The 24,452-nt window shown below is 62.1% G+C and carries 22 protein-coding genes; 1 reads left to right on the top strand and 21 read right to left on the bottom strand.

What is annotated here, in order from left to right; genetic code table 11:
- Positions 1-2 precede the first annotated feature (2 nt).
- The 16 genes from lpdA to WC683_05330 form a co-directional block, all read right to left on the bottom strand.
- Positions 3-1,382, bottom strand: a complete 1,380-nt coding sequence (gene lpdA / locus WC683_05405) for a dihydrolipoyl dehydrogenase (protein MFA4972030.1) — start codon at positions 1,380-1,382, stop codon at positions 3-5.
- Positions 1,375-1,815: a tRNA (adenosine(37)-N6)-threonylcarbamoyltransferase complex ATPase subunit type 1 TsaE gene (gene tsaE / locus WC683_05400; GenBank protein MFA4972029.1), complete on the bottom strand. Its 441-nt coding sequence runs from the start codon at positions 1,813-1,815 to the stop codon at positions 1,375-1,377. Before tsaE ends, lpdA begins: the two co-directional genes overlap by 8 nt.
- Positions 1,799-2,692 carry an NAD(P)H-hydrate dehydratase gene (locus tag WC683_05395; GenBank protein ID MFA4972028.1) on the bottom strand — a complete coding sequence of 298 codons (894 nt, stop codon included), beginning with the start codon at positions 2,690-2,692 and terminating at the stop codon, positions 1,799-1,801. Before WC683_05395 ends, tsaE begins: the two co-directional genes overlap by 17 nt.
- Complete coding sequence (acpS, locus tag WC683_05390) at positions 2,689-3,063, bottom strand: holo-ACP synthase (GenBank protein MFA4972027.1); 375 nt, start codon at positions 3,061-3,063, stop codon at positions 2,689-2,691. The genes WC683_05395 and acpS overlap by 4 nt, the downstream gene beginning before the upstream one ends.
- A 1-nt stretch (position 3,064) precedes the next feature.
- Complete coding sequence (locus WC683_05385) at positions 3,065-3,784, bottom strand: pyridoxine 5'-phosphate synthase (GenBank protein MFA4972026.1); 720 nt, start codon at positions 3,782-3,784, stop codon at positions 3,065-3,067.
- Between the two features lie 2 nt (positions 3,785-3,786).
- Positions 3,787-5,160 (bottom strand): phosphoglucosamine mutase, encoded by a 1,374-nt coding sequence (gene glmM, locus WC683_05380; GenBank protein MFA4972025.1) that lies wholly within the window; start codon positions 5,158-5,160, stop codon positions 3,787-3,789.
- Positions 5,161-5,232: 72 nt separating this feature from the next.
- The gene (gene folP, locus WC683_05375; protein ID MFA4972024.1) at positions 5,233-6,054 is read right to left on the bottom strand and encodes a dihydropteroate synthase; all 822 of its coding nucleotides are present in this window, start codon (positions 6,052-6,054) and stop codon (positions 5,233-5,235) included.
- Positions 6,051-7,997, bottom strand: a complete 1,947-nt coding sequence (ftsH, locus tag WC683_05370; GenBank protein MFA4972023.1) for an ATP-dependent zinc metalloprotease FtsH — start codon at positions 7,995-7,997, stop codon at positions 6,051-6,053. The genes folP and ftsH overlap by 4 nt, the downstream gene beginning before the upstream one ends.
- Before the next feature lie 77 nt (positions 7,998-8,074).
- A complete protein-coding gene (tilS, locus tag WC683_05365; GenBank protein ID MFA4972022.1) occupies positions 8,075-9,061 on the bottom strand; it encodes a tRNA lysidine(34) synthetase TilS in 987 nt (328 codons plus the stop codon).
- Between the two features lie 5 nt (positions 9,062-9,066).
- Complete coding sequence (locus WC683_05360) at positions 9,067-9,591, bottom strand: gamma carbonic anhydrase family protein (protein MFA4972021.1); 525 nt, start codon at positions 9,589-9,591, stop codon at positions 9,067-9,069.
- Entirely contained in the window at positions 9,588-9,998 is a 411-nt protein-coding gene (locus tag WC683_05355; protein ID MFA4972020.1) for a VanZ family protein, read from the bottom strand. The genes WC683_05360 and WC683_05355 overlap by 4 nt, the downstream gene beginning before the upstream one ends.
- Before the next feature lie 21 nt (positions 9,999-10,019).
- Positions 10,020-10,541 carry a bifunctional nuclease domain-containing protein gene (locus tag WC683_05350; GenBank protein ID MFA4972019.1) on the bottom strand — a complete coding sequence of 174 codons (522 nt, stop codon included), beginning with the start codon at positions 10,539-10,541 and terminating at the stop codon, positions 10,020-10,022.
- Positions 10,538-11,866, bottom strand: coding sequence for a tRNA (N6-isopentenyl adenosine(37)-C2)-methylthiotransferase MiaB (gene miaB / locus WC683_05345; GenBank protein ID MFA4972018.1), 1,329 nt, complete (start codon positions 11,864-11,866; stop codon positions 10,538-10,540). The genes WC683_05350 and miaB overlap by 4 nt, the downstream gene beginning before the upstream one ends.
- Positions 11,845-12,225: a PqqD family protein gene (locus tag WC683_05340; GenBank protein ID MFA4972017.1), complete on the bottom strand. Its 381-nt coding sequence runs from the start codon at positions 12,223-12,225 to the stop codon at positions 11,845-11,847. The genes miaB and WC683_05340 overlap by 22 nt, the downstream gene beginning before the upstream one ends.
- Positions 12,194-14,215, bottom strand: a complete 2,022-nt coding sequence (locus WC683_05335; protein ID MFA4972016.1) for an oligopeptide transporter, OPT family — start codon at positions 14,213-14,215, stop codon at positions 12,194-12,196. The genes WC683_05340 and WC683_05335 overlap by 32 nt, the downstream gene beginning before the upstream one ends.
- Before the next feature lie 55 nt (positions 14,216-14,270).
- On the bottom strand, positions 14,271-14,720 hold the full coding sequence (locus WC683_05330) for a nuclear transport factor 2 family protein (protein ID MFA4972015.1): 450 nt from the start codon (positions 14,718-14,720) through the stop codon (positions 14,271-14,273).
- A 185-nt stretch (positions 14,721-14,905) separates the two neighbouring features.
- On the opposite strand from WC683_05330, the gene WC683_05325 reads away from it, so the two are divergent.
- Complete coding sequence (locus WC683_05325; protein ID MFA4972014.1) at positions 14,906-16,915, top strand: oligopeptide transporter, OPT family; 2,010 nt, start codon at positions 14,906-14,908, stop codon at positions 16,913-16,915.
- Between the two features lie 57 nt (positions 16,916-16,972).
- On the opposite strand, the gene WC683_05320 is transcribed toward WC683_05325, so the two are convergent.
- From WC683_05320 to mutS, 5 genes are read right to left on the bottom strand one after another with little or no spacing between them, the layout of a single operon-like run.
- Positions 16,973-17,311 (bottom strand): hypothetical protein, encoded by a 339-nt coding sequence (locus WC683_05320; protein MFA4972013.1) that lies wholly within the window; start codon positions 17,309-17,311, stop codon positions 16,973-16,975.
- A complete protein-coding gene (locus WC683_05315) occupies positions 17,311-17,523 on the bottom strand; it encodes a hypothetical protein (GenBank protein ID MFA4972012.1) in 213 nt (70 codons plus the stop codon). The genes WC683_05320 and WC683_05315 overlap by 1 nt, the downstream gene beginning before the upstream one ends.
- 9 nt (positions 17,524-17,532) lie before the next feature.
- Positions 17,533-20,181: a [protein-PII] uridylyltransferase gene (glnD, locus tag WC683_05310; GenBank protein ID MFA4972011.1), complete on the bottom strand. Its 2,649-nt coding sequence runs from the start codon at positions 20,179-20,181 to the stop codon at positions 17,533-17,535.
- Positions 20,181-21,929, bottom strand: a complete 1,749-nt coding sequence (locus WC683_05305; GenBank protein MFA4972010.1) for an N-acetylmuramoyl-L-alanine amidase — start codon at positions 21,927-21,929, stop codon at positions 20,181-20,183. Before WC683_05305 ends, glnD begins: the two co-directional genes overlap by 1 nt.
- A 40-nt stretch (positions 21,930-21,969) precedes the next feature.
- Positions 21,970-24,450, bottom strand: a complete 2,481-nt coding sequence (gene mutS, locus WC683_05300; protein MFA4972009.1) for a DNA mismatch repair protein MutS — start codon at positions 24,448-24,450, stop codon at positions 21,970-21,972.
- Positions 24,451-24,452: the final 2 nt, after the last annotated feature.

Genomic DNA, 24,452 nt, shown 5'->3' with positions numbered 1-24,452 from the left:
CTCTAGCGCCTCTTGCCGGCCTTGTGTATCGCCATGCCGAAAACATCCGCGGCCGCCTCGGCCACGACCTCAGAGAGAGTTGGATGCGCATGCACAGTCTCCTCTACCTCCCTCGCGCCCATCCCCTTGCGCATGGCGAGAGCGAGCTCGGGTATGAGGAGCGTCGCGTCCCTGCCGATCACGTGTGCGCCGAGAATTTTTCCCTCCGCGTCAGTGTGCACGATCGCCTGTCCCTCCGCATCGCCATCGCAGAGCGCCTTGCCGCTTGCCGCATACGGGAAGCGGCCAGTCTTGAATTCGATCCCTCGCCTCTTGAGCTCCTCTGCGGTGAGCCCCACCGCTCCTATCTCCGGCGAGGTGAAGATAGGCGACGGAACCGTCGCCGCGTCATATATCCCGCGCTTGCCGAAGATGTTCTCCACCGCAGCTATCCCCTGTGCGCTCGCAGCGTGCGCGAGCATCATGCCTCCGATCGCGTCGCCGATCGCGTAGACCCCCTTGCGCGAGGTCGCGAATCTCTCGTCCACCTTGATCGCACCCCGCTCGGTGAGGGCCACACCGGCCGATTCCAGCCCGAGCCCTTTTGTATGCGGCCGGCGCCCCACCGCCATGAGCACCCGGTCGAACTCGAGTTCCTCGCCGCCGGAGAGCCGGGCCTTGACGCTTCCGCCTGCAGCCTCTGCGGAATTCACAGTCATCGAGGTCATGATCGAAATGCCCTGCTCCTTCATGGAGCGCGCGAGCAGTCTCGATATCGCGGCCTCTACGGGCGGGAGTATGGATGGGGTGGCCTCGACGATCGTCACCTCTGATCCGAACTCGCGCATCATGCATCCGAATTCGCAGCCTATCACCCCGCCGCCCACGATCAGGAGCCTCGCCGGCGCCTCGGTCCAGTCGAGCGCCTCGTCCGTGGTCACGATCGACCTGCCGTCGAGTTGGAGACCGGGCAGCTCTATCCACGCGGAGCCTGAGGCTATGAGGATGTTTTTTGCCTCGTGCGTAACTCCGTCGATCGATATCTTCCCATCGCCCGACAGAGCGGCGCTCCCCTTCACGATCGTGACGCCGCCGGATTTCAGGAGCTGCGCAATGCCTGCACGCAGCTTCTCCACTATCGCGTCCTTGCGCGCCTTGACTACGGTCATATCGACGGAGGCCTTCTCGCCGGAGATCTTCACACCGAACTCGGCCGCGCGCCTCACCGCGCGCAGCGCGTGGGCAGAGGCGATCATCGCCTTGGTTGGTATGCATCCGCGGTTTAGGCACACGCCGCCCAACTCTCCGCGCTCCACGAGCAAGACCTTCGCGCCGAGCTGCGAGGCCCTGATCGCCGCGACGTAGCCGCCTGGCCCCGCGCCGATTACCGCCAGATCAAACATGCGACTCCCTCCGGGATGACACGAATTCAATTTTTCTCGTTTTTTCGTCCATTATGCTGAACTCGATCCTCTTCGCGCGCCCCGGCAGTGCGCCCGGAAAGCGATCCGCCCACTCTACGACAGTGGCGCCGTCCCCGTCCACGTATTCCGCAAGCCCCAGATCGCCGAGCTCGGACTCCCTGCCCAAGCGATAGAAGTCGAAGTGATACAGCGGCATGCGGCCGCCGCGATACTCGTTGATCAAGGCGAACGTGGGCGAGCGCACGAACACGCCGTCAGGCACGCCCAGACCTGCCGCCAGCCCCTGCACGAAACGGGTCTTGCCCGCGCCCAGTTCGCCCACGAGCGCCAGCACGTCCCCTCGTTTGAGGCGCTGTGCGAACTTTGCCGCAAGCTCGAACGTCTCGTCCGGAGATTTAGTCACTCTCTTCATGACGCGCTTTCTCAAATGCCCTTCCGATGCGATCTATCACGTCCGTGGCGATCACGGAGGACTCGCCGAGCTCCTGCGCCGCCAGATCGCCCGCCAAGCCGTGGATGTAGACTGCGCATATCGAGGCGCTCCATGCGTCCGCGCCCTGCGCGATGAACGAGGCCAGAATCCCGGTGAGCGCGTCTCCCATGCCTGCGCTAGCCATGCCGGGATTCCCGGTCGGGTTGATCGCCATCTTCCCGTCAGGAGAAGCGACCACCGTATCGTGTCCCTTGAGCACGACCACAGCCCCCGCCTTGCGCGCGAGTTGCATGGCGATCTCCTGCCTCGCGGACTGGACCTCCTCCGTGCGAACACCCATTAGCCTCGACATCTCACCGGGATGGGGAGTGAGGACCGCGGGAGAAGACCTCTTCGCCAACGAGGAGAGGTCCAACACGTTGAGCGCGTCCGCATCCACGACCGCAGGCAACGGCACCTCGCTGAGCAATTGATTCACGAATTTTCGCGTCTCGTCCGCAGTGCCGATCGCAGGTCCGATCGCGAGCGCCTGTTTTCCTTCGCACGCCTCCTTCGCCGCCGCAAGCCCCTCCGGCGCGAAGCGACCTCTGCCCGCATCAGGTATGGGGTCGCACATGATCTCGGGATAGCGCGCGTCGAAACGCTCGAACGCAGCCGCGGGCATGCAGTAGGTGCAGAGCCCGCAGCCTGCGCGCAGCGCGGCCATTGATGCGAGATATCCTGCGCCGAGATGACCGCCCGAGCCCGCGAAGACCAGCATATGGCCGTACGCGCCCTTGTGCGCATCCATGCGCCTGGGCCTCATGAGATCGGCGAACATCGCGGGTTTGATCGGCTGTGGTCGGTCTGTCTTCATCCTTCAAGGACGACGTTCGCTATTCCGTAGTCCCCGTCGTGGGAGACCATGATGTGCGTTCGTTTTATGTCGTAGCCCTTCGCCAACTCGCTCACCGCGCCGCTGAGATTGATGACCGGCCTTCCGTCGAGCTGGTCTATCTCGATGTCCGAGAACCTGATCCCCTTTTGCTCCCTGGAGAAGAGCGCCTTGATGAATGCCTCCTTGGCGGCGAAGCGCGTCGCAAAACGCTGTGCGGGATGTTTTTTGGTATTGCAGTACTTGATCTCCTTGTCCGTGAAGACCCTGCGCAAGAATTGCTCCCTCCACCTATAGATGATGGATTCGAAGCGCTTGACGTCCACTATGTCCACGCCGATTCCTATTATCATATCACGCCCTCAAGAAATCCTTCATTTCGCGGACCGCCTCCCGCATGCCGATATGGATCGCGCGGGCGACGATGGCGTGGCCGATGTTGTATTCCACTACCTGGGGAAGCGCACGCGCGATCTTCGCGGCGTTCTCGTAATTTATGCCGTGGCCCGCGCAGACCTTGAAGCCAAGCTCCTTCGCCCTCTCGGCTGCGCGCACGAGCCTTTCGAGCTCAACCCTCGCGCAGACAGCATCCGCACAATCGCAATACGCGCCGGTGTGCAGCTCGATGAAGTCGGCCCCGGCCTCCTTCGACGCTTCGATCTGAAAGATATCAGGGTCCACGAAGAGGCTCACCGCTATGCCGACGTCCTTGAGTCGCATGGCGACCCTTCTCACCGAAGCCAGATCCGAGACGACGTCGAGACCGCCCTCGGTGGTCAGCTCCTGCCTCCTCTCGGGTACAAGGGTCGCAGTGGCCGGTCCGGTCGAGCACGCGATGCCCACTATCTCGTCCGCGATCGACATCTCGAGGTTGAGGGGGACCGAGATCGCGGCCTTGATGCTCCGCAGGTCCGAGTCGACGATGTGACGCCTGTCCTCGCGCAGGTGGATCGTGATCTGATCGGCTCCGCCTTTCTCAGCCTCAAGCGCTGCGGCCGTCGGATCCGGATAGGCGGTCCCGCGCGCCTGCCTTATCGTGGCCACGTGGTCTACGTTGACGCCCAATTTTGTCATATTCAAATTGACCTGCCGTCCGTATTCAGGTGCGACCTGATCAGCCCGGCCAGGTCGTCCGCCATGTTGCGTATCCTGCCGCGGTCGCAGCCCTCCACCATGACTCGCGCGATGTTCTCGGTGCCCGAGTAGCGGAGCAGGAGCCTGCCGTCCCTGCCGAGCTCGCTGCGGTAAGACTCCAGCGCGGTCGCTATCGCGGGGATATTCATGAACTCGATCTTTTTGAGCACCTCCACGTCCACGCGCACCTGCGGATAGGGATCGAATATCTTCGCCAGCTCCGAGAGCGGACGCCCCTGCCTCAGCATGATCGCCAGCACGTTGAGCGCACCCATGATCCCGTCGCCGGTGGTGTTGTGGTCGAGGAAGATGAGATGGCCGGACTGTTCGCCTCCCAGGTTGTAGCCGCCCCGCCGCATCTCGTCTATGACGTAGCGGTCGCCGACCTTGGTGCGAACCACCTCAACGCCCTTCTCCCTCATCACGCGATCGAGCGCCAGGTTGCTCATGATCGTGGCCACGAGCGTGTCCTTCGCGAGCTTCCCGCGCCTCTTGCGGTCGAGCGCAGCCAGCGCCATTATCACGTCGCCGTCGACGAGGTCGCCCTTCTCGTCGCACATGATCACGCGGTCCGCATCGCCGTCGAGCGCAATGCCGGCGTTCGCCTTCATCTTGCGGGTGAGCTCGCACATCCTCTCGGGGTGAAGCGAACCGCACGCGTCGTTGATGTTGAGGCCGTCCGGCCGCGTGCCTATCTCTATGACCTCGGCGCCGAGCTCCTCGAAGACCGTGGGCGCCACCCTGTACCCGGCGCCGTTCGCGCAGTCCACCACGAGCCGGAAGCCCAGGAGGGTCAGTTCATTGGGGAACGATCCCTTGAGGTACTGGATGTAGCGCCCGCCAGCGTCCTCTATGCGGTGCGCCTTTCCAATCGAGTCGCCGGTGGGACGCAACCTCGTCCCTGATCGGACCTTCTCCTCCATTTCGATCTCCAGCGCATCGGGCAGCTTGAACCCATCTCTGTCGAAGAATTTTATGCCGTTGTCATCGTATGGGTTGTGCGACGCGGAGATCACCACACCCGCGTCCGCGCGCATGCTCCGCGCTATGAAGGCGATGCCCGGCGTGGGCAGGGGCCCCACGAGCCAGACGTCCGCGCCAACTGAGCAGATGCCGGATGCGAGCGCGGTCTCGATCATGTAGCCCGAGAGCCTGGTGTCCTTGCCGACCACGATCCTGTGCTTGTGGCGGCCGTTCTGAAACAGGCCGGCGATCGCCCTTCCGAGCGAAAGTGCGACTTCAGAGTCCATGGGCGCGATGTTGGCCTTACCCCGGACCCCGTCAGTGCCGAATATCTCCCGTTTCAAATCACTCATCTGATTGTCCCCTGATGGGCTGCGGATTGAGCCTGATTACAAAAAAACGATCGGTATTTCAAGTTTATACGTCTATTTGCAGAGGACATGATACATGTCGATAAAACGCCTTGCAGCCTCCACGTCGTGCACCCGAAGTATGGAGGCGCCGCCTTGTATAGCGATCGCCAGTGTGGCGAGAGTACCTTCAAGTCTTTGATTAGATTCAAGCTCTAACACCTTACCAATAAAGGATTTTCTTGAAGTGCCTATGAGGATCGGGGCATTGAGCCTCTTAAACTCGGGGAGGCGCTTGAGTATCGTGATGTTGCCCTCGACCGTTTTTCCAAAGCCTATGCCCGGGTCGATCGCTATCCTCTCCCGGCTGATTCCGGCCCTCTCCGCCCTGGATATCGCCTCTGCCAAGAATGCCATGATCTCGCCCATGATGTCGTTGTACAAGGGGTTGTCCTGCATGTTCCCTGGGGTGCCCTTCATGTGCATGAGGGCAATCGGCACACCCCTCTTCGCTGCCAGCGGCAGCATCTCAGGGTCAAAACGGCCGGCGCTGACGTCGTTGATCATGTCGGCGCCCGCATCCAGCGCCGCTCTTGCTACCTCCGACTTGGTGGTGTCTATGGAGATGGGAACACGGCTGTGTCTCCTCACCCCCTCGATGATCGGAATCACCCTCGAAAGCTCCTCGTCCGGTGAAACCAACGCCGCCCCGGGCCTCGTGGACTCGCCGCCCACGTCGATGATCCGCGCACCCTGGCCCTCGATCGCCAGGGCATGTTCGATCGCGGCGGTCGGCTCCAAAAAACGACCCCCGTCTGAAAATGAATCGGGGGTCGCGTTCACGATGCCCATTATCGCAGGCCGTCCGCCTGCGAGTTCGAGTCTCCCTATCCTCATGCTGTCTCCGGCGCGATCTTCGGGGCCGACTCGGCCATGCCTTTATCGCGCTCCCTCGTCTTGGCGTTGCCGGCCGGCTGAGCCTCCGGCAGGGGGGTCTGCTTGCGCACTATCTTCTCTCCGCGCATGATCGTGTCGATCTCATCGCCGGAGAGAGATTCGTACTCGAGGAGGGCCTGGGCCAGTCGCTCCAGATTCTCCCGGTTCTTGGCGAGCAGGTCCCTGGCGAGGTTGTAGGCATCCATGACGATGCGCCTTACCTCTGCGTCTATGTCCTGTGCCGTGGCTTCGCTGTAGTCAGCGTGCCTGCTGATTTCGCGGCCTAAGAAGATCTCCTCCTCTTTCTTGCCGAAGGCGAGCGGCCCCATCTTCTCGCTCATCCCCCACTCGCAGACCATCTTTCGCGCGAGCTCGGTGGCCCTCTCGATGTCGTTGCCAGCACCGGTGGTGGGCTGGCCGAAGATGAGCTCCTCGGCCGCCCTGCCGCCGAGGAGGATGGCCAGACCGTTCTCGCAGTAGCGCCTGTTCTGCGTGTAGCGGTCGTCCACCGGGAGCTGCTGAGTGAGGCCAAGCGCCGCACCTCGCGGGATGATGGTGACCTTGTGTATCGGGTCCGTGCCAGGGATTAGCTTGGCGACGAGGGTGTGGCCCGCCTCGTGGAACGCGGTGTTGCGCTTCTCCTCCTCGGAGATGATCATGCTCTTCCTCTCCGAGCCCATGAGCACCTTGTCCTTCGCGTGCTCGAAGTCGACCATGTCGATCATTTTCTTGCCGACGCGAGCCGCGAGCAACGCCGCCTCGTTCACCACGTTCTCCAGGTCGGCGCCGGAGAATCCGGGGGTCCCGCGCGCAACGGTTGAGAGCTCGACGTCGCTGGATAGCGGCTTGTTGCGCGAGTGCACCTTGAGTATGGCCTCGCGCCCGCCTACGTCCGGTCTCGGCACTATCACGCGCCTGTCGAAGCGGCCGGGACGGAGCAGCGCAGGATCAAGCACATCCGGCCTGTTGGTGGCAGCCATGATTATCACCCCTTCATTGGACTCGAAGCCGTCCATCTCCACGAGGAGCTGATTCAGGGTCTGCTCGCGCTCGTCGTGTCCACCGCCGAGACCCGCGCCGCGATGGCGGCCGACCGCGTCGATCTCGTCGATGAAGACGATGCAGGGCGCCTGCTTCTTGCCCTGCTCGAAGAGATCTCGCACGCGGGATGCGCCCACGCCCACGAACATCTCCACGAACTCGGATCCGGATATGGAGAAGAATGGGACAGAGGCCTCGCCTGCGACCGCGCGGGCGATGAGCGTCTTGCCCGAACCCGGAGGGCCGACGAGCAGCACGCCCTTAGGTATACGGCCGCCGAGCACCGTGAATTTCTTTGGCTCGCGCAGGAACTCGATGATCTCGCGAAGCTCCTCCTTGGCCTCCTCGACCCCTGCCACATCGGCGAAGGTGACCTTCTTCTGGCTGTCGGCAAGCAGCTTCGCCTTGCTGCGGCCGAAACTCATCGCCTTCCCGCCGCCTACCTGTATCTGGCGCATGGAGATGAAGAAGAACGCGAAGAGTAACAGCATCGGCAGCCACGAGATGAGCATGGTCTGCCAGAGCGGGGTCTCCTTCTTCTTCATGTAGTCGACTTTAGCGTCGGTGCCGGCCAGGCGCTTGAGCGCCTCTTCGCTGTCGATGGGACCTATGGTCTGGAAGCGCACGCCGTTGCGATAATCCGGCTTGAACTTGCCGCGGTAATCGTCCTCCTGTATCGTGACGGTCTCTATCTGATTGGAGCCGACCGCGGTGAGGAACTCCGAGAAGCTTATCTTCTCGCTCTGCTCCATCGGCTGATTCATTACGTGCAGCACCGCTATCACCATGAGCACGATGATGAGCCAGAGCGCTATGGTCTTGTGCGGAGCGTTGCCGATGGGGCCCCTTTTCTCGACAGGCATACGACCTCCTGAAAATTGCATTGAGTCCGGAATTTAACTGAGATGACGCGGCAAGGCAAGGTCAATTGAGGCCCTGTTCACCGCGCAGACCTTCTCTGGATGACGATCAGCCCTTTGCTCATCCTGAACTCCCACGGAGCGCGCAGGCCGTACGCGCCCTGGCCCTTGCCGGACAAGGCGATCGAATCCATGCGCTCTATCTGGTCGCGGTTGAGGTCGGCCCTTTTCCCGGTGGCCTTATGCCATGCGATGACGAGCATCCGGCTGCGGATCGCTTCGGGCATGGCGCGAAAGTCCTCTGCGCGCAAGGAGACCCTTCCCTTTGCCGCGCGGCTGCACACCTCGTAAAAAGAGGCTTTGGCGATGAGGTCCAGAGCGCACTCGTCGTCGGCGAGCGTCTTTGCCATGGCGGCGAGCGACTCCTCGATCCTGGGATTTAAACCCGCGAGCAGCGGCATGAGCCTGTGTCTGATCTCGTTGCGCCGGTATTTCAGCGTGCGGTTGGTCCTGTCCTCGCGAAAGCGGACCCTGCGCTCACGCGCGTAACGCGCGATGGCCTTCCTCGGCGCGAAGAGCATGGGCCTCACGACGATGAGCCCGTCCGCCGATGAGGCTGGGCGCATGCCGCAGAGGCCAGGGAGCCCCGACCCCCTTATGAGGTGCATGAGGACGGTCTCGACCTGGTCGCCCCTGTTGTGGGCGAGCAGCACCTTGGAGGCACCGGACTTCCGGGCAAGACGCCTGAAGAAGGAGAACCTCGCCGTGCGCGCGGAGTCCTGTAGATTTTGGTCCTTCTTGGGGGGCGCGCGCCTCGATGCAAAATCAAAACCCAGGCGCGCCGCCTCCTCCTTCACCAGCCCCTCGTCCATGTCCGACTGTCTGCCGCGAAGGCCGTGGTTAACATGAGCCACGCAGACATTGAGGTCCATGGGGCGGGCGACGCGCGAAACGAGGTCCATCATAACCATGGAGTCCACGCCGCCGGACACCGCGAGGATGATCCTCTCTCCCTCAGCAAAGAGATCATGCGAAGCTACGTATCTTTTAAAATCAGGATAGAGCATGACGATCAGAGTCCGTTCGAAAAGCCGAGATCGATATAGTGCGAGGCGTTCCTCGAATAGCGCTCAGCCGAGGCGACTATGCCGGCGACCTCCTCGTCAGTGAGCGCCCTCTTCACCTTCGCGGGCGCGCCGAACACCAGGGATCGCGGAGGCACGACTGTGCCCTCTGTCACCAAAGAGCCGGCTCCCACTATGCTGTCTGAGCCGATATCCGCTCCGTTCATTATGACGGAGCCCATGCCCACGAGCACGCGGTCGCGCACGACGCATCCGTGGAGTATCGCGCCGTGACCCACGGTCACGTCGTCGCCGATCGAGCAGCTCTCGCCGGCCTCGATGTGGAGCACGGACGCATCCTGGATATTTGAGCGCCTGCCTATGCTTATGCGGCCCAAGTCGGCCCTTATCACCGCGTTGAACCATACGCTGGAGAGCGAGCCCAGGATCACGTCGCCGAGCACGACCGCGTTTTCCGCGACGAAGCATGAGACGTCTATCATGGGGACTTTCATGTCGAACGATTCGATCATGCCCCGCCTCCAGAAGCGCACTCGCGCCTGCGCCTCAGCCTCCGCGCCTCCATAGACTTCGCCGAAAACGCGCCGACGCAAGCGCCGAGTGCTGCGCCCAGCGTGTTGGCGACGACATCCAAAAATTCGGCGCTCCTGTAAGGGATGCGGAGCTGGTTGACCTCGTTGAGCGCGCCGTACGCAACGGTCAAGGCCGCGGCCAGGAGAGGAACATGCGGCCAGAATCTAAGGTTGGTGATCCGAAGCGACCAGACGAAGAGGAACGCGAGCCCCGCGTATAACACGAAGTGGAGGACCTTGTCCTGTTGGGGAAATAGTTCCGGGCCGTCGCCCGGGATCACGGACAAATAATATACGCCGGCCGCATAGGCCAGCGTCACAGACCACCTGGCGATCTTTTTCCACATTGAGATTCCCGCAGCATCCGCCTACATCTTGTACTTGCCGAAGTCCTCCACCGAAAGGTTTTCGAGGATCTCGGTCCACTTCTGCTTCTTCGAGTCCTCCTGCGCCCCCTCCTTTGCGAGGTCTATCTTGCGCGACTTGTCGATGACCCCCCTCGCCACATATATGGGCGAACGGGTCCGGAGCGCCACAGCGATAGCGTCCGACGGACGCGAGTCCATCAGAAACTCCCTCTCGCCTTGCTTGAGTATGATCTTGGCGTAGAAGGTGTTGTCCGCCAGATCGCTCACCTCCACCCTCTTCACGCTGATGCCGACCGAATCGAATATGTTCTTAAGCAGATCGTGCGTCATGGGTCTGGAGAGTTCGATGTGTTCGAGCTCAGTGGCGATAGCCGAGGCCTCGATGAGCCCGATCCAGATCGGGAGCGCGCACTTCTCCTCCATGTCCTTGAGGATGATGATCGGCATGCTGGTGAAAGGGTCTATCGTGAGGCCGGTCACCTTCATCTCCACGAAATCCGTCTCCGCCTTGCGCTCGTTCATCCTGTCGCCTCCCCGGCAAGCGAATTGTCGTTCGCCGCCGTAATCCGGACACGCACTATAGAGCCAATCTGCCCCCCTTGGCCAGCGAAATGTACTATGCGGTTGTCCGCGAGCCTGCCGGTGACGAGCCCGTTGCCCATCCTGTCGAGACCTGCGGCCAGCACATCCCCCGTGCTCCCCACGAGCGACTCGTTGCGGCGCCTGGATGACGCGCGCTGCAGATCGAGCAGCTGTTTGAGCCTCGACTCCTTCACGGCCTGCGGCACGTCGTCCTGCATTCGCTCGGCCGCCTCCGTGCCAGGCCTGGACGAGTATTTGAACGCAAACGCGGAGTCGAACTCCACACTCTGCATAAGGCCCAGCGTCTCCTCGAAATCCGCGTCGGTCTCGCCGCAGAAACCCACTATGAGATCGGTGGTGATCGAGATCCCTGGGCGCGCCTGCCTCAGATCCTGCGCGATCTCCATGTAGCGTTCCCGGGTGTAGCCGCGGCGCATCCGGCGCAGCACCTCATTGGAGCCGGCCTGCACCGGCAGGTGTATGTGCGGGGCGAGCTTCGGATTATCCCTGTACTCACGCACCAACTCGTCGGTCACGTCCCTGGGGTGCGGCGAAGTGAAGCGTATCCTCATTATGTCGGTCTCGTCGGCGACCCTCCTGATGAGGGCGGCGAGGCTTGAGCCGGAGCCCTTCCCGTACGCGCAGACGTTCTGGCCCAGCATGGTCACCTCTTTTGCGCCCGCTTCGACGAGTCTGCGAACCTCTTCGACGATCTCGTCCACGGGCCTAGATATCTCGCGGCCTCGAACAGAGGGGACTATGCAGTAACTGCAAGCGCAGTTGCAGCCCTTCATCACCGTTACGAAAGCGGTGACCAGCGGCAAGCGGTCTATGACAGGCGGTGTAAGGCCGAGAAAACGATATTCAGCAAGATCATCCACCAGGTCGAGGGCTGTCGTCCTCTCGCCCGCCATCGCCCGTTCGATCATCTCCGGGAGCCTCCAGAGCTGATCCGGGCCGAAGACGAAGTCGATCTCCGGGAATCTTTCAAGGATGCGAGAACCCATCTCCTGGGCGACGCAACCGGAGACTCCGATGAGGGCCCCGGGATTTCTGCGTTTGATCTCCGCGGCCCTGCCCAGTTCGCTCATCGCCTTGTGATGCGCCTTCTCGCGAATCGTGCAGGTGTTGAAGAGCACGAGATCCGAGGCGAACGGGTCGTCGCTCGGCGCATAGCCCTGCGCCTCGAGCAGGAGCGCCATCTTGGCGGAATCGTGCTCGTTCATCTGACAACCGAAGGTCTTTATGTAGAAGAGTCTGGACATTTCCCTACGGCAGGGCCCGGTGTGAAGAGTTTCACGAAGTTGTCCTTGTAGAGCAGAGTGAAGAACGCCTTGAGCCTCGCCTCGGACGGCTCCGCGTGCTCGCCGAACTGCTCCCTCATCGCCTCCGCGATCCTGCAAAAAGGCGTGGCGCCGTCTAGCCTGCGCCAGACGAAGCTGCCCAGTTCGTCGAGCTTGACCCTGATATGGGGCCTCTTCAAACGGGGCTGCAGCCATCGGGCGAGCGGCCCCTTTCTGAATCGAGGGACAAGAAGGACGGCCCGATCCTCCGGGCCGTCCTCCCATTCGATCTCTCTTGTCGCTACAACGTCATGCCATTGCTGCAGGTGGTGCTGGTTCATCAGGGCTCCCTGCGTTTTTGAGCGGGAATTTGACCAACACGTAGCCCAAGGCCACGAAGATCAGGATTCCCCATATGAATGAAGGCGAAGCGAAGACCGCCGGCAGGAAGATATTGAAGACCGCCAACCCCGCGATCACGAGTCCCATCAACGCTTCGCCCGCGATAAAGCCGGAGGCCAGCAGCACTCCGCCGTTGTCCATGCGGATCTTCTGTGCGTCATTGAACTTGCGGCGCTCGGCGATCTTGTCCGCAATGGCGCGGATTATGCCGCCGACGAATATTGCCGACACGGTCCCGAACGGCAGGTACATGCCGACCGACACCAGCATCGGGCTGCGCACCTGCACGCAGATCATCGCGATCGCCATGATCATGCCGACGATCACCAGCGGCCACGCCATTTCACCCGCGACGATACCCTGCGAGAGCATGGCCATGAGGCCTGCCTGCGGAGCCGGGAGCGCCTGGCCGCCGAGGCCCGTGCCGCCCATGTTTATGTCCGCCTGGTGCAGGAAAATGATCGGGATGAACATCACCACCGCGGATATCAGGACCGCAATAATGTTGCCGGACTGCATCTTCCAGGGCGTGCCGCCAAGGATGTGCCCGACCTTGAGGTCCTGCAGCATCTCGCCCGCGACCGCGGATGATACGCATACGACCGCGGCTACCCCGAGCACCGCTGCAACACCGGAGGCGCCCGAGACACCCATGAACACCATGAGCAGGGCCGCGATTATCAGCGTCGATATCGTGAGCCCGGAAACCGGGTTGTTTGAGGAACCGATCATGCCCACGAGGTAGCCTGAGACCGCTGCGAAGAAAAAGCCGGTTATGACCATGACCACCGTGGCGATGACCGCGCCCTTAACGTCGTTGCAGAAGTAGTAATAGAGGAAACCCATGGCGACGGACACGAGGAGTATCAGCGGCGCCACGAGCTTGAAGCTGATGTCCTTGTCCAGCCTGCTCTGCTTCTCGCTCTCAGTGGCGGCTTTCTTGAGGTCGCCGATCGAGCGCACCAGGCCCGTGGCCAGACTCTTACGCATGCGGTAGAGCGTATAGGCCGCCGAGACCAGCATGCCGCCGATCGCTATCGGCCTCACCATGAACTTCCAGACCGCGTACGCGAGGGTGGTCCAGGTGACCTCGGTCCCCTGCTGCAGGAGGAGCGGTTCGAGAGAAGGGCCCACGAAGTACAGGAGGAGCGGAACGAAGAGACCCCAGGCGAGTACGCCGCCGGCGAAGTTGAGCGCCGCCAGCCTCGGCCCGATTATGTAGCCGACACCGATGTAGGCCGGCGATACGTGAGGCGTGGTGAGGAGCGTGCCGCCGCCTGCGCTGACCTTGGTGATCAGGTCGCCGCGTCCTGTGAAGAGGCCGATGCCGGTCTTGGCAAAGTGGATGAAGCGCTCCCAGCTGGTGGCGAACAACGACAGTGCGCCGGCCAGCTGCACCAACGCGCCGCCGACCATCGCCCATATGAGGAAGAGCGCGCCGCTGCCGCCCTTTCGGCCCGCCTTGTGTATTTCGGCGGCTGCGATCGACTCAGGATACGGCAGTTCGGCGTCGTTCACCATCACCCTGCGGAGCATGGTGACGAAGAGGATGCCCAGGATGCCGCCGACCGCCATGATGCCCGTGGCCTCGAGGTAGTGCTGGACTGTAGCCATGTCTGTCCAGACGCCCGCCAGGAAGAACGCCGGCAGCGTAAAGATTGCGCCGGCCGCCAGAGATTCGCCGACCGATCCGACGGTCCTTGCGATGTTTTCTTCGAGGATGGAGCCCTTGAATATCCTGAGGAAGGCCATCCCCAGCACCGCGGCAGGATACGTCGCCGCAATCGTCATGCCGGCGCGGAGCCCCAGGTAGGCGTTTGCGGCACCGAGCACCACCGTCATCACAAGACCCAAAACCAGGGCCCTCAGCGTGAATTCGCGCATGTCCGTGCCCTCAGGGACATACGGCGTGAACGAGCGGTTATCCATAATAATCTCCCCCTTGTTTCGTGTAGTGATTAGTTATCCTCCGGTTGACGTCAAATCAGTCGAAGCGCACCCCGTGCGTCTCGAGGTACGGAACCGCGTGCGGCGTGAACGGAACCGAGCGGTGGAACTGAACGATCGTCCACTGCCCGCCGCGCTTCTCCGCTATTCCTGTGATGCGCAGATCGCAGCCATGCTCCTCACCGCCGGTGAGGAACTTGCCGCTGAGTTCCTCCGCGAACCAGGCCACGTTCCCGTCCTGTGAAAACCGAATCGCGGGCTTTCCCCTCTGCCAGTGGATCTCGTCGAGCGCGCCGAAGAGTTTCTCAGTCGCCCCAAGGTAGACCTCCCAACCGTGCCATACCTCCCCCTGGTCGGTTCCGTAGGCCACAAAGTTCACATCCTTTGAAACGGTCTGCGCCAACACGTCTATGTTGCGAGTCTCGTACGCCTTCATGTACCGATCGATGAGCTGGGCCACGTCATTGGTATTGTACTGTGTCGCCATAACGCCCTCCTTTCGATCTTAATGAGGTGTCGACAATATCTGCCGAGCCTCGGTTTACGTGCCGGGCCTGCATAGCACACGCCAATGAAAAGGCAAGTGTGATCATATGTTTGACACGAAGCCTCCGATCGGGTAGTCCGGGCAAAATGCCTGCAGAGCAGGCCCTATCCGCAAAGGGGGATATGATGTCCACCGAACTGAAACCCTATGTGCCTGAGAAGACCGACATGCGCGAATTCACGCTCAAGGCGCTGCTGCTCGGCATCGTCATGGCAGTGGTCCTGGGCGCTGCCAACGCCTATCTGGGGTTGAAGGCGGGCATGACCGTCTCGGCTTCGTTCCCGGCAGCGGTGATCGCCATCGCGGCCTTCAGACTGCCCTTCTTCCGCGGCACGGTCCTCGAACAGAACATCACCAGGACGGCGGCCGCGGTCGGCGAAGCCCTGGTCGCGGGCGCGATCTTCACCCTGCCCGCGTTCGTGATGGTGAGCCTCGACGGCGAAAGGCTCTGGACCGGGTTCAACTACTGGGAGTCATCGCTGATCTGCCTGGTCGGCGGCCTCATGGGCATCCTCTTCGTGATCCTGCTTCGACGCACGCTGCTGGTGGACGCGGATCTCCCCTTCCCCGAGGGGCAGGCCTGCTACGAGATAGTGAAGAGCGGCCAGAGCGGGACGAGCGGCGCAGGGCTGGTCTTCGGCGCACTCGGCCTGGGTATTCTCGTCGAGATGCTCAAGAACCCCAGCGGCATCGCGATCTTCCAGGAGACCAAACAGTTCTTCATCCACTTTCCGCGCTCCGTCATTCACCACTTCAATCGCGGCAAAGAGCCTCTGGCCGACATAAGCCACAGCGGAGGCATAGCGTTCCAGAGCCCGCTCGCCTCCCCTGCGCTCATGAGCGTGGGCTACATAATCGGCCCCAAGTACGCTGCGATCAACTTCGCGGGCGGAGTCTTCGCCTGGCTCGTCCTCATACCGCTGGCGCTCTTTCTGAACCCGAACTTCATGGACCAGTTGACTGCTACCGGCTCCATGGTAACCGTCGAGGACATGGCGTACACCGCCTGGTACAACCTCATAAGGCCGATAGCCGTGGGCGGTATGCTCGTCGGCTCGATCTACACGCTCTACGGCCTCAGAAACTCGCTCATCAGCGCGCTCAAGGGCGTATTCAGCAAGCACGAACACCACGCCGTGGGCAAGACAAGGCTGGAGCGCGACCTCAACCTGCGCACCGTGTTCATCGCCGGGCTCGGGCTCGCGATCCCGATGGCCTTCATATACTACCACTTCACGAACAACCTCGCGGCCACGATCGTCGCTGCGATCGTGATGCTGATCACCGGCTTCCTCTTCGCGGCGGTCGGCGGCTGGCTCGTCGGCATAGTCGGCAACTCGAATCAGCCGGTCTCCGGGCTCACGCTCACGACCCTGGTCATCGCGGCGCTCGTGATGCTCCTCTTCGGCTTCAAGGGGCTGCCCGGGATCGCAGCGGTGCTCGCGATCGCGGCGGTGGTCTGCTGCATCGCCTGCCTCTCCGGCGACATGATACAGGATCTCAAGGTGGGGCAACTGATCGGCGGAACCCCTTGGAAGATGGAGCTCGCCGCGCTGATAGGCACGGTCGTCGTCGCGTTCACGCTGATCCTGCCGATCATCGTGCTGCACGAGGGGAACATCGCCGCAGGGGGGCTCGGCATCGGCGACATCAACCTCCCCGCGCCGCAGGCAGGCCTCATGGCGCAGCTGGCGAAGGGGATAATAGCGGGCGAGATGCCGTGGGGCCTGCTCATCATCGGCATGTTCTTCTCGCTGGCGCTGATCCTGATCAAGGCGCCCGCCCCGATGCTGATCGCGGTCGGCATGTACCTGCCCTTCCAGGCCACATTCGCGATCTTCGTCGGCGGCGTCATCAAGTGGCTCGCGGACCTTCTGGCGAAGAGGCGCGGAACCTATGTCGAGGGACTCGAAGGACCGGGGGTGCTGCTGGCGTCCGGCTTCATCGCAGGCGAGGCGATCACAGGCGTGATATTGGCCTCCCTCGTCCTGATCGGCATACCTTCGCTGTCAGGCAAGATCTTCGGGGTCGACGAGCTTCCGCTCCTCAACTCCCACGGCGGAGCGCTGTCGCTGCTCGTGTTCGCAGCCGTAGCGTTCGCGCTTATTTGGCTCCCTTCGCGCAAGAAAGCATGATCGCGGATCACATGACTTGAAAATTAAAAACCCCGGGACGAACCCGGGGTTTTTAATTCAAAATCCCTCTTCCACCTTCAGCTTTTTTATTATCCTGTCGATGGACTCCTCGTCCTCGGCCTCGTCGAAGAGGACGGCGCCCTCCTCGTCCGCGAAGTTGTCGTCAACGTAGTTCGCGAACTGCGGGCTGCGGAGGTCCTTCTTGATCGCCTCTACGTAATCCTCGGGATTCTGTTTGCATACGTATTCGATGTAGCGGTTGAGCCTGCGCAGCGCGGCGCGTTTCTCGGCCTGTCTTATCCTGCTCCAGTGTTTGAGGTAGTGCAGCCTGCAGTAGCCGCCGGTCGTAGCCGCATCCTGGCAGTCAGGATCTTTGCAGATCTTAATGCGAGCCATCAGCCCTTCTTCCTGGCCTCACCGAGCGCCCTTTGCCACTTCTCTTGCCTCTGCCTTCCATCTTCGCGTTCCTCCTCGATCTCTGTCCACAGCTCGCGGCTCATGGCCTCGGACGTCTTCTTCTTCATATACCTTCGATCCCTGACGAACGTGACGACGAGCAACCCCAGCGCTGCAGTCGCCGCTATCCCGGCTATCACGTACCAGACCATCTGTCGCCCTCACTCCGCAAGCGCATCGGAAAGCGCCCGCCTTATGCCGTCGAGCCTCTCCTGGGCCTCGACCTTTTTCCCTGACGCCTCCTTAATATAGAAGACATCGGTCACCCGGTCAACATGGGTGGTGATGCGCGCCAGATCTATCATTAGGCCGAGCTCGTGGATGGTGTCCGCTATCGTGTAGAGCAGCCCCCTGCGGTCGTCGGCCGATATCTCGACCACGGTGTGCAGCGCGGAGACGTCGTTGTCAACCAATACCTCGACAGGCTTTCTGGCCGCGTTCCACGCCAGAAGCCTCTGTTTGAATCGGCCGCCGACTATCTTCTTGAGCTCCCTCTCGCCGGAGACCGCCTCTACGAGTTCCGAGCGAATCCTGGACCATCGTTCGGGATCGTTCATGGGCCTGTGCAGCGAGTCGGTGACCCACAGGACGTCTATCGCCATGCCGTGGGCGGATGTGTACAGCTGCGCGGTGACGATGTTGGCGCCGTTCGCGGAGAGCACGCCCGCGATCTTCGCGAACAGTCCCGGCGAATCCGGCGTCACGACCGAGAATTCCGTGCACCCCTTTTCAGAAACCTCCCTGGTGATGGTGGCGCAAGCCCTCTCGCCCACGTCGCGCGACATCATGAAGTGGGCGGCCACGGACTCCGGATCCACGGAAAAAAGGTATCGCTCGGGCAGGGTCTCGAGGAACTCCCTGACGCGCTCTTCCTCACAACCCGCACCTATCCGTCGGAGAACGGACCTGATGATCCTCTCGGACTCACGCGCCCTCTTTTCAGGGGCGGCGCCGCCCGCTGCCATGTGCTCCTGCGTCAGCCCATACAGGTCGTCCAGCAGCCCGCCCTTCCACTCGCTCCATACCGACGGCCCCACGGCGCGCAGGTCGGCGTATGTGATCAGGTAGAGCATGGCCAGAAGCTCCGCCGAGCGCACCGACTGGGCGAACCTCTCTATCAGGGCCGGGTCGTTGATATCCCTCTTGAAGGCCAGCGTGGCCATGAGAAGGTGCGAGCGGACGAGGAACTCTATGTCCTGGCAGTCGGCCGCATCGAGCCCGAGCCTTTTTGCGATCTCATGCGCGATCACAGCGCCCTTGCCCGCATGATCCCCGCCGCGGCCCTTGCCTATGTCGTGGAGGAACGCCGCGAGCGCCAGGACGTGCGGCCTCCTGATCTGGGCCAGCGCCCTCTTGTGCGCCGGACGCTTCGCCCCGGCGACGAGCGCTGCGATCTCGCCCACGGTCTTTATCGAGTGCACGCCCACCGTGTACAGATGAACCCCGTCGCGCTGCGCGGCGTGAAAGAGTTCTTCCATCTCAGGGAACGCTCCTTCGAGCGCCCCGCACTCGTGCATCTCCACGAGTACACGGTCGAGATGGGAGATCTCTGAGAATATGGAGCGGGCCTCCGACAAGGCCTCCCCCTGTTTCAGCCCGGTCCGCCATCCGCCGTTCGCCGTCAGCGCGGCCTTGGTCTCCGGATCCACGGGCAAGCCGGTCCGCCGGGCGGTCGCAAACAGTTTCATCACGACGTCGGGGCTGAACTCGCCCGCGACCGCATCCATGAGGAGAGTGCCGTTCTCGGTCTTCACGAATCCGCCGGGGAGCCTGCGCCTGAGAATGATCGAGGAAAAGATTGAAGAGGGCTCTACCTCGCGCCTTATCATCTCGAGACCACGTTCGCAGGCCAGGTGAAGCTGTTCCGCGTTGGAATAATAGAGCGACATGAGTCGCTGCGCATCGCCCTCGCCTCCCTGGCGCCGGATGCCGAGCCTGCGTGCAACCTCCTCCTGCACCCCCTCGGCGAGCCTGTCGTTCCAGGAGCCCTCGGCAAGATGCAGCGCCTGCCTTACGGACCAGAGGAACCCGTAGCTCGCGTTCATGCGCCTCACCGCGACCTCGTCGCGGAGGTAACGGGCCAAGACGGCGGCCGGATCGTCTCCGGGCCTCGCCGCGCGCGCACACCACATGAGGGTGTGGTATTCCCTGAGGCCGCCCTCCCCCTCCTTCACGTTCGGCTGCGCAAGATAGATGGAGCTTCCGAATCTCTGAAGCCTCTTCTCGTGTTCCCTGATCTTCAGCGTTATGAATTTTTTTCGCTGCCTGGCGTTTGAGAAGTATTCGCAGATGAGCTGCTTGAAGCCGTCATAGAGCTCCGACGAGCCCGCGACGAGCCTTGCGTCGAGCATCGCCGTGAGCGCGCGCACGTCCGTCGTCATGACATCCCTGCAGTCGGCGACGGTTCTCGTGGCGCCGCCCACGTTCACGCCGCTGTCCCAGAAAGGATAGAGTATCGCGTCGGCGAGAGGTTTCGCCTCGTCTTGAGAGCCGCCCTCCATGAGGAAGAGCAGGTCCACGTCCGAGAGCGGCGCCATCTCCCTCCGGCCGTAGCCTCCGAGCGCGACCAACGCGCTCTTCACACCTGACTTCAACTCGGCATTCCTGAAGAGCAGGCAGACGGCGGAGTCTATGGAGTCGCTGCTCGCGCGGTTTATCTCAAGGGGCGCACAGCCCTGTTCGAGGGCGGACTCGAACCATCCCCTGCGTTCCAGGACGAGAGCCCGGACCGCCGCGACCTGATCGCGCGCGAACAGAGGCTCATCCGCCAGGGGCGGTCTCGGCAACTGTAGCAGGATGTCTTTTTGCATCACAGGGACACTACTCGGCTGTCTTTCTGCTTGAAGTAGAGCTTAACGCCTTCGGTCACCGCCAAGGCGATCTTCCTCTGGAAGGCGTCGGTCCGCAGGAGTTTCTCCTCCCTGGGGTTGGAGATGAATGCGGCCTCGACGAGTATAGCAGGGCACCGGGCGCCTACGAGGACATAGAACATAGCGGACCTGACGCCCCTGTTCTGCACCCCTCCCCCCGCAAGGTTGCCCACTCGCTTGGCCAGCCTTGACTGAACGTCCGAGGCAAGATCGCGCGACTGTGCCGCATCGTAGTTCTGCAACATTGTGGAGAGAATGTGCTCGACCTGCGTGAGTTTCTTGCCGGAGGAGCGGTTCTCGCGCGCGGCCAGCTTGCGCGCCGCCTCGTCGGTCGCGTTGTTCAGGTAATAGGTCTCTACGCCGGACGCGGAGCTCTCTCTCGAGGCGTTGGCGTGCACTGATATGAAGAGGTCCGCCTTTTTCCTGGCGGCGAACTCGTGGCGCTGCTCGAGCGTGAGCGTCTTGTCGGAAGTCCTCGTGAGCCAGACCTTCGCGCCCACCTCTTTGCGGAGCATCGCTTCGAGCTCCCTGGAGAGCGCGAGCGTCACGTCCTTCTCCAGTGTCCCCTTCGGCCCCACCGCCCCCTCGTCGTCGCCGCCATGGCCAGGATCGATCACTATCCTGAGCTCCGAGAGGTCCTCGCCTGCCTTGGATTTCTCCGCATCGCCCCCCTTGGCAGGGACAGCCGCAGGCGCCGGAACATCTCCGGACGAGAAGAAGCTGACCGAGATCACGCCTTTCTGATTCTTTATGTCGTATCGCGCGCCTGGCGCGAGCACAAAGGAGGCCTTGATCCCGCTGGAGAGGAGGAGCTTGCCGATCTTGTAGGAGATAAGCTGCGCTGAATCGAGATCCACCTTCTTCTCTATATTGCCCTTTGGGTACGAGTGCAAGATCGAGAGCTCCAGCGTCGCAGGGGACATGGTCCTGGGACCGAGCTCGGTGTACTCGACCGTGAACTCGACCTCCTTGTCCAGAATGAGCTCGACCTTGGTCTGGCCCTTCGATTTCGTGAGTTTCACCTCCTCAAGTGCGGCGCGATCAAAGGAACTCGCCTTGGCGACGACCTTGTCGCGTGGCGTCGTCGGCGAGGCCTGAGCTTCGACAACAGGTTCGGCAGCAACCGGGGCGGCCTCCTGCGACATGTCGGCCACGGCCGCCTCTGCATCGGCAGTGAGCTTCGCCTTGGCCGCGCCTCCCGTCTCCATCGCAACGCGCGCCTTGGTCGCCATATCGCCGTCAGGATAATTCTCGACGAGGTAGCTGAAGGCGCGCTGCGCTCGATCAGGCTGTTTGAGATCGTCTCTGCGTATCACGCCGATAAGGTAGAGCGCGTCGTCCGCCAGAGAGCTCTTGGGAAACTCCCTCACCAGGAGGTTTAGATCCTTCACGGCGCCTTCGAGCTCGGCGCGATCCTTGTCCTTGTCGTAGAGGCCTTTCTTCAGCTTTGCGGAGGAGTAGAGGGAAGCGGCTGCGCGCGCCCCGGTAGGGTAGTTCCTGTAGACCTCATTGAACTGATCGATGCAGGAGCGCCAGTCTTTCTCAGAAGCCGATTTTCCCGAGGCCTCGACGAGCTTCGTGTAGCAGGGTTTGCTCTTCTCGTAGGCCGCGATAGAGGGGTCTGCCTGCGCGGCGAATCCTGCGAGCAGGATCGCAACGACTATCGATATGGAAAGAGATGTCTTCATGATTGTCTGCGATATTACCATCAGGCCAACGACCTTTCAACTAAAGCTTGATCGCCTGGCCCATGAAGAGGGGCATCTGTCCCGCATGCTCCCTACGGGGTTTGGCCGCCTTGGAGGAGCCGATCCGGGGTCTGCCGACCTCGTCGAACTCGCCGGCCTCGAGGTTTGACAGGACCTCGCGCGCCCTTTCGATCACGCAGCCCGGCAGCCCCGCAAGCGCCGCCACCTGGATCCCGTAGCTGTGCGATGTGGCGCCAGGCATGAGTTTGCGGAGGAAGACTATCTTTCCGTTCCATTCTTTGACCGCGATGTGATAGTTCGAAATCCCGGGCTTCGTGAGGGCCATGTCGGTGAGTTCGTGGTAGTGAGTGGCGAACATGGTGCGGCTGCCCACCCTGTCATGCAGGTCCTCTGCCACGGCCCACGCGATGGCCAGACCGTCGAACGTGCTCGTACCCCTGCCGATCTCGTCGATGATCACGAGACTCTGTTTCTTCGCCTCGCGGAGGATCAGGGCGGCCTCGGACATCTCGACCATGAAGGTGGACTGCCCCTGCGCCAGCGCGTCCGAGGCGCCGACCCTCGTGAATATCCGGTCCACCACCCCTATGCGCGCCCTCCTCGCCGGCACGAACGACCCGATCTGGGCCATGAGCGCGATCAGGGCCACCTGGCGCATGACCGTGGACTTGCCGGCCATGTTGGGGCCGGTGATCATGAGGAGCCTAAGATCATCCCCGCCGATTCTCACGTCGTTGGGCACAAAGCGCGCGGGGCAGAGCCTCTCAACGATCGGATGCCTCCCGTCGTTGATCTCGATCTCCTGGGAGTCGTCCACCACCGGTCTCGCGTAATCGTACTCAGCAGCCACCCCTGCGAAGGAGGTGAGAACGTCGATCGCCGCTATAGCAGAGGCCGTGCGCTGCAGGGCGGAGATCGCACAGCCCGCCTCTTCGCGGAGCTGGGCGAACATCTCGTGCTCCATGGCCCGTGCCCGCTCCTCGCCGCCGAGCACCTTCTCCTCGTGCTCCTTGAGCTCGGGGGTGATATAGCGCTCCGCGTTCGCCAGGGTCTGCCTGCGCATGTAGCGATCAGGGACCTTGTCACTGTGTGCGTTGGTGACCTCGATGTAATAGCCGAAGACCCTGTTGAAGCGGATCTTGAGCGAGCCGATGCCCGTGGAGGCGCGCTCCGCCTCCTCCATGCCTGCGATGATGCGCTTTCCATTCGCGATCGCGTCCCTGATCTCGTCGAGCTCCGCGCTGACCCCGGCCTTTATGAGCCCGCCCTCCTTCACGCCCAGCGGCGGCTCCTCCGCAATAGTGGCTGCGATCTTCGTGCAAAGAGCCGCGAGATCGTCGATCCTCTCCGCGAAATCCGCGAGCGCCTGCGCGCGCCCCGCCAACTCCTGTTTGAGCTGCGCCGCTGCTTCGAGCGAGCGGGCAAGCGCCACGAGGTCGCGCGCGTTTCCGCTGCCTGCCGCCGCCCTGCTCGCGATCCGTTCGATATCGTAGATCTCGCCCAGCGCGGCGGAGAGCGCTCGCATGAGCGCAGGCTCCTTGTAGATCGCCTCCACCGCATCGAGCCTGGCCTCGATCCGCGCCGGCTCTGTCAGCGGATAGAGGAGCCAGCGCCTGAGGAGCCTGGCCCCCGCCGCGGTCTTCGTGCGGTCGAGCGCCCAGAGGAGCGAGCCCTCGCGCTCGCCTTCGCGCATGGTCTTCACCAGCTCCAGGTTTCTCTTGGTCTGCTCGTCCAGGCGCATGACGCAGGTCTGCGATATCGTCTCAATCCTCGTCATCTGACGGGTGCGGCCCATCTGGGTGGCTGCGAGGTAGGCCATGGCGCCACCTGCCGCCCTTGCGGCAACGGGCATCGAACCGCGGATCTCAGCCGCGCCATCCAGGGGAGCGATGTTCGCGGGGTCGAAGCTCGTCTCATCGAGCCTGGTGAAGAGTATGCCCGGGCAGGCAGCGCTGATCCCTGACTCGATCCTGGATTCGGAGGGCTGATCCGCAAGGATGAGCACCTCCCTGGGCTCGACCCTTGCCAGCTCTTCCAGGAGTCCATCCACGCCATCATACTCTGAGGCAGCGAAATATCCGGTCGATGCCTCGACAACGGCCAGTCCCAGGATTCCATCATATATATAGATACTGGCCAGGTGGTTCGAACTCCTCTGCCCTAAGCCCAGCCCATCCGCAATCACGCCAGGGGTCAGGACCCTTGTGACCTCCCTCTTCACGATGCCCTTGGCGAGCTGCGGGTCCTCCATCTGGTCGCAGATCGCCACTTTCTTGCCATTTTCCAATAACTTAGCCAGATATGGCTCCACAGAATGATGTGGAACGCCGCACAAGGGTATGGGGTTTGGCTCTTTTTTATTCCTGGATGTTAATGTTATACCTAAGATATTTGAAGCTAACACAGCGTCTTCATAAAACATTTCATAAAAATCACCTAGCCGGAACATAACTATGGAGTCAGGATACTGGGACTTGATGCGCGCGTACTGCCTGAGCATGG

The organism is bacterium, from assembly GCA_041648665.1.
GTDB lineage: Bacteria > UBA10199 > UBA10199 > 2-02-FULL-44-16 > JAAZCA01 > JAFGMW01.
Note: the sequence above shows the minus strand (reverse complement) of the source record. Positions and strands in the feature narration are given on the sequence as shown.

What these genes read in the sequence shown, in the direction of transcription:
- lpdA (MFA4972030.1), bottom strand. Translation starts at nt 1,382, where the DNA reads ATGTTTGATCTGGCGGTAATCGGCGCGGGGCCAGGCGGCTACGTCGCG.
- tsaE (MFA4972029.1), bottom strand. Translation starts at nt 1,815, where the DNA reads ATGAAGAGAGTGACTAAATCTCCGGACGAGACGTTCGAGCTTGCGGCA.
- WC683_05395 (MFA4972028.1), bottom strand. Translation starts at nt 2,692, where the DNA reads ATGAAGACAGACCGACCACAGCCGATCAAACCCGCGATGTTCGCCGAT.
- acpS (MFA4972027.1), bottom strand. Translation starts at nt 3,063, where the DNA reads ATGATAATAGGAATCGGCGTGGACATAGTGGACGTCAAGCGCTTCGAA.
- WC683_05385 (MFA4972026.1), bottom strand. Translation starts at nt 3,784, where the DNA reads ATGACAAAATTGGGCGTCAACGTAGACCACGTGGCCACGATAAGGCAG.
- glmM (MFA4972025.1), bottom strand. Translation starts at nt 5,160, where the DNA reads ATGAGTGATTTGAAACGGGAGATATTCGGCACTGACGGGGTCCGGGGT.
- folP (MFA4972024.1), bottom strand. Translation starts at nt 6,054, where the DNA reads ATGAGGATAGGGAGACTCGAACTCGCAGGCGGACGGCCTGCGATAATG.
- ftsH (MFA4972023.1), bottom strand. Translation starts at nt 7,997, where the DNA reads ATGCCTGTCGAGAAAAGGGGCCCCATCGGCAACGCTCCGCACAAGACC.
- tilS (MFA4972022.1), bottom strand. Translation starts at nt 9,061, where the DNA reads ATGCTCTATCCTGATTTTAAAAGATACGTAGCTTCGCATGATCTCTTT.
- WC683_05360 (MFA4972021.1), bottom strand. Translation starts at nt 9,591, where the DNA reads ATGATCGAATCGTTCGACATGAAAGTCCCCATGATAGACGTCTCATGC.
- WC683_05355 (MFA4972020.1), bottom strand. Translation starts at nt 9,998, where the DNA reads ATGTGGAAAAAGATCGCCAGGTGGTCTGTGACGCTGGCCTATGCGGCC.
- WC683_05350 (MFA4972019.1), bottom strand. Translation starts at nt 10,541, where the DNA reads ATGAACGAGCGCAAGGCGGAGACGGATTTCGTGGAGATGAAGGTGACC.
- miaB (MFA4972018.1), bottom strand. Translation starts at nt 11,866, where the DNA reads ATGTCCAGACTCTTCTACATAAAGACCTTCGGTTGTCAGATGAACGAG.
- WC683_05340 (MFA4972017.1), bottom strand. Translation starts at nt 12,225, where the DNA reads ATGAACCAGCACCACCTGCAGCAATGGCATGACGTTGTAGCGACAAGA.
- WC683_05335 (MFA4972016.1), bottom strand. Translation starts at nt 14,215, where the DNA reads ATGGATAACCGCTCGTTCACGCCGTATGTCCCTGAGGGCACGGACATG.
- WC683_05330 (MFA4972015.1), bottom strand. Translation starts at nt 14,720, where the DNA reads ATGGCGACACAGTACAATACCAATGACGTGGCCCAGCTCATCGATCGG.
- WC683_05325 (MFA4972014.1), top strand. Translation starts at nt 14,906, where the DNA reads ATGTCCACCGAACTGAAACCCTATGTGCCTGAGAAGACCGACATGCGC.
- WC683_05320 (MFA4972013.1), bottom strand. Translation starts at nt 17,311, where the DNA reads ATGGCTCGCATTAAGATCTGCAAAGATCCTGACTGCCAGGATGCGGCT.
- WC683_05315 (MFA4972012.1), bottom strand. Translation starts at nt 17,523, where the DNA reads ATGGTCTGGTACGTGATAGCCGGGATAGCGGCGACTGCAGCGCTGGGG.
- glnD (MFA4972011.1), bottom strand. Translation starts at nt 20,181, where the DNA reads ATGCAAAAAGACATCCTGCTACAGTTGCCGAGACCGCCCCTGGCGGAT.
- WC683_05305 (MFA4972010.1), bottom strand. Translation starts at nt 21,929, where the DNA reads ATGAAGACATCTCTTTCCATATCGATAGTCGTTGCGATCCTGCTCGCA.
- mutS (MFA4972009.1), bottom strand. Translation starts at nt 24,450, where the DNA reads ATGCTCAGGCAGTACGCGCGCATCAAGTCCCAGTATCCTGACTCCATA.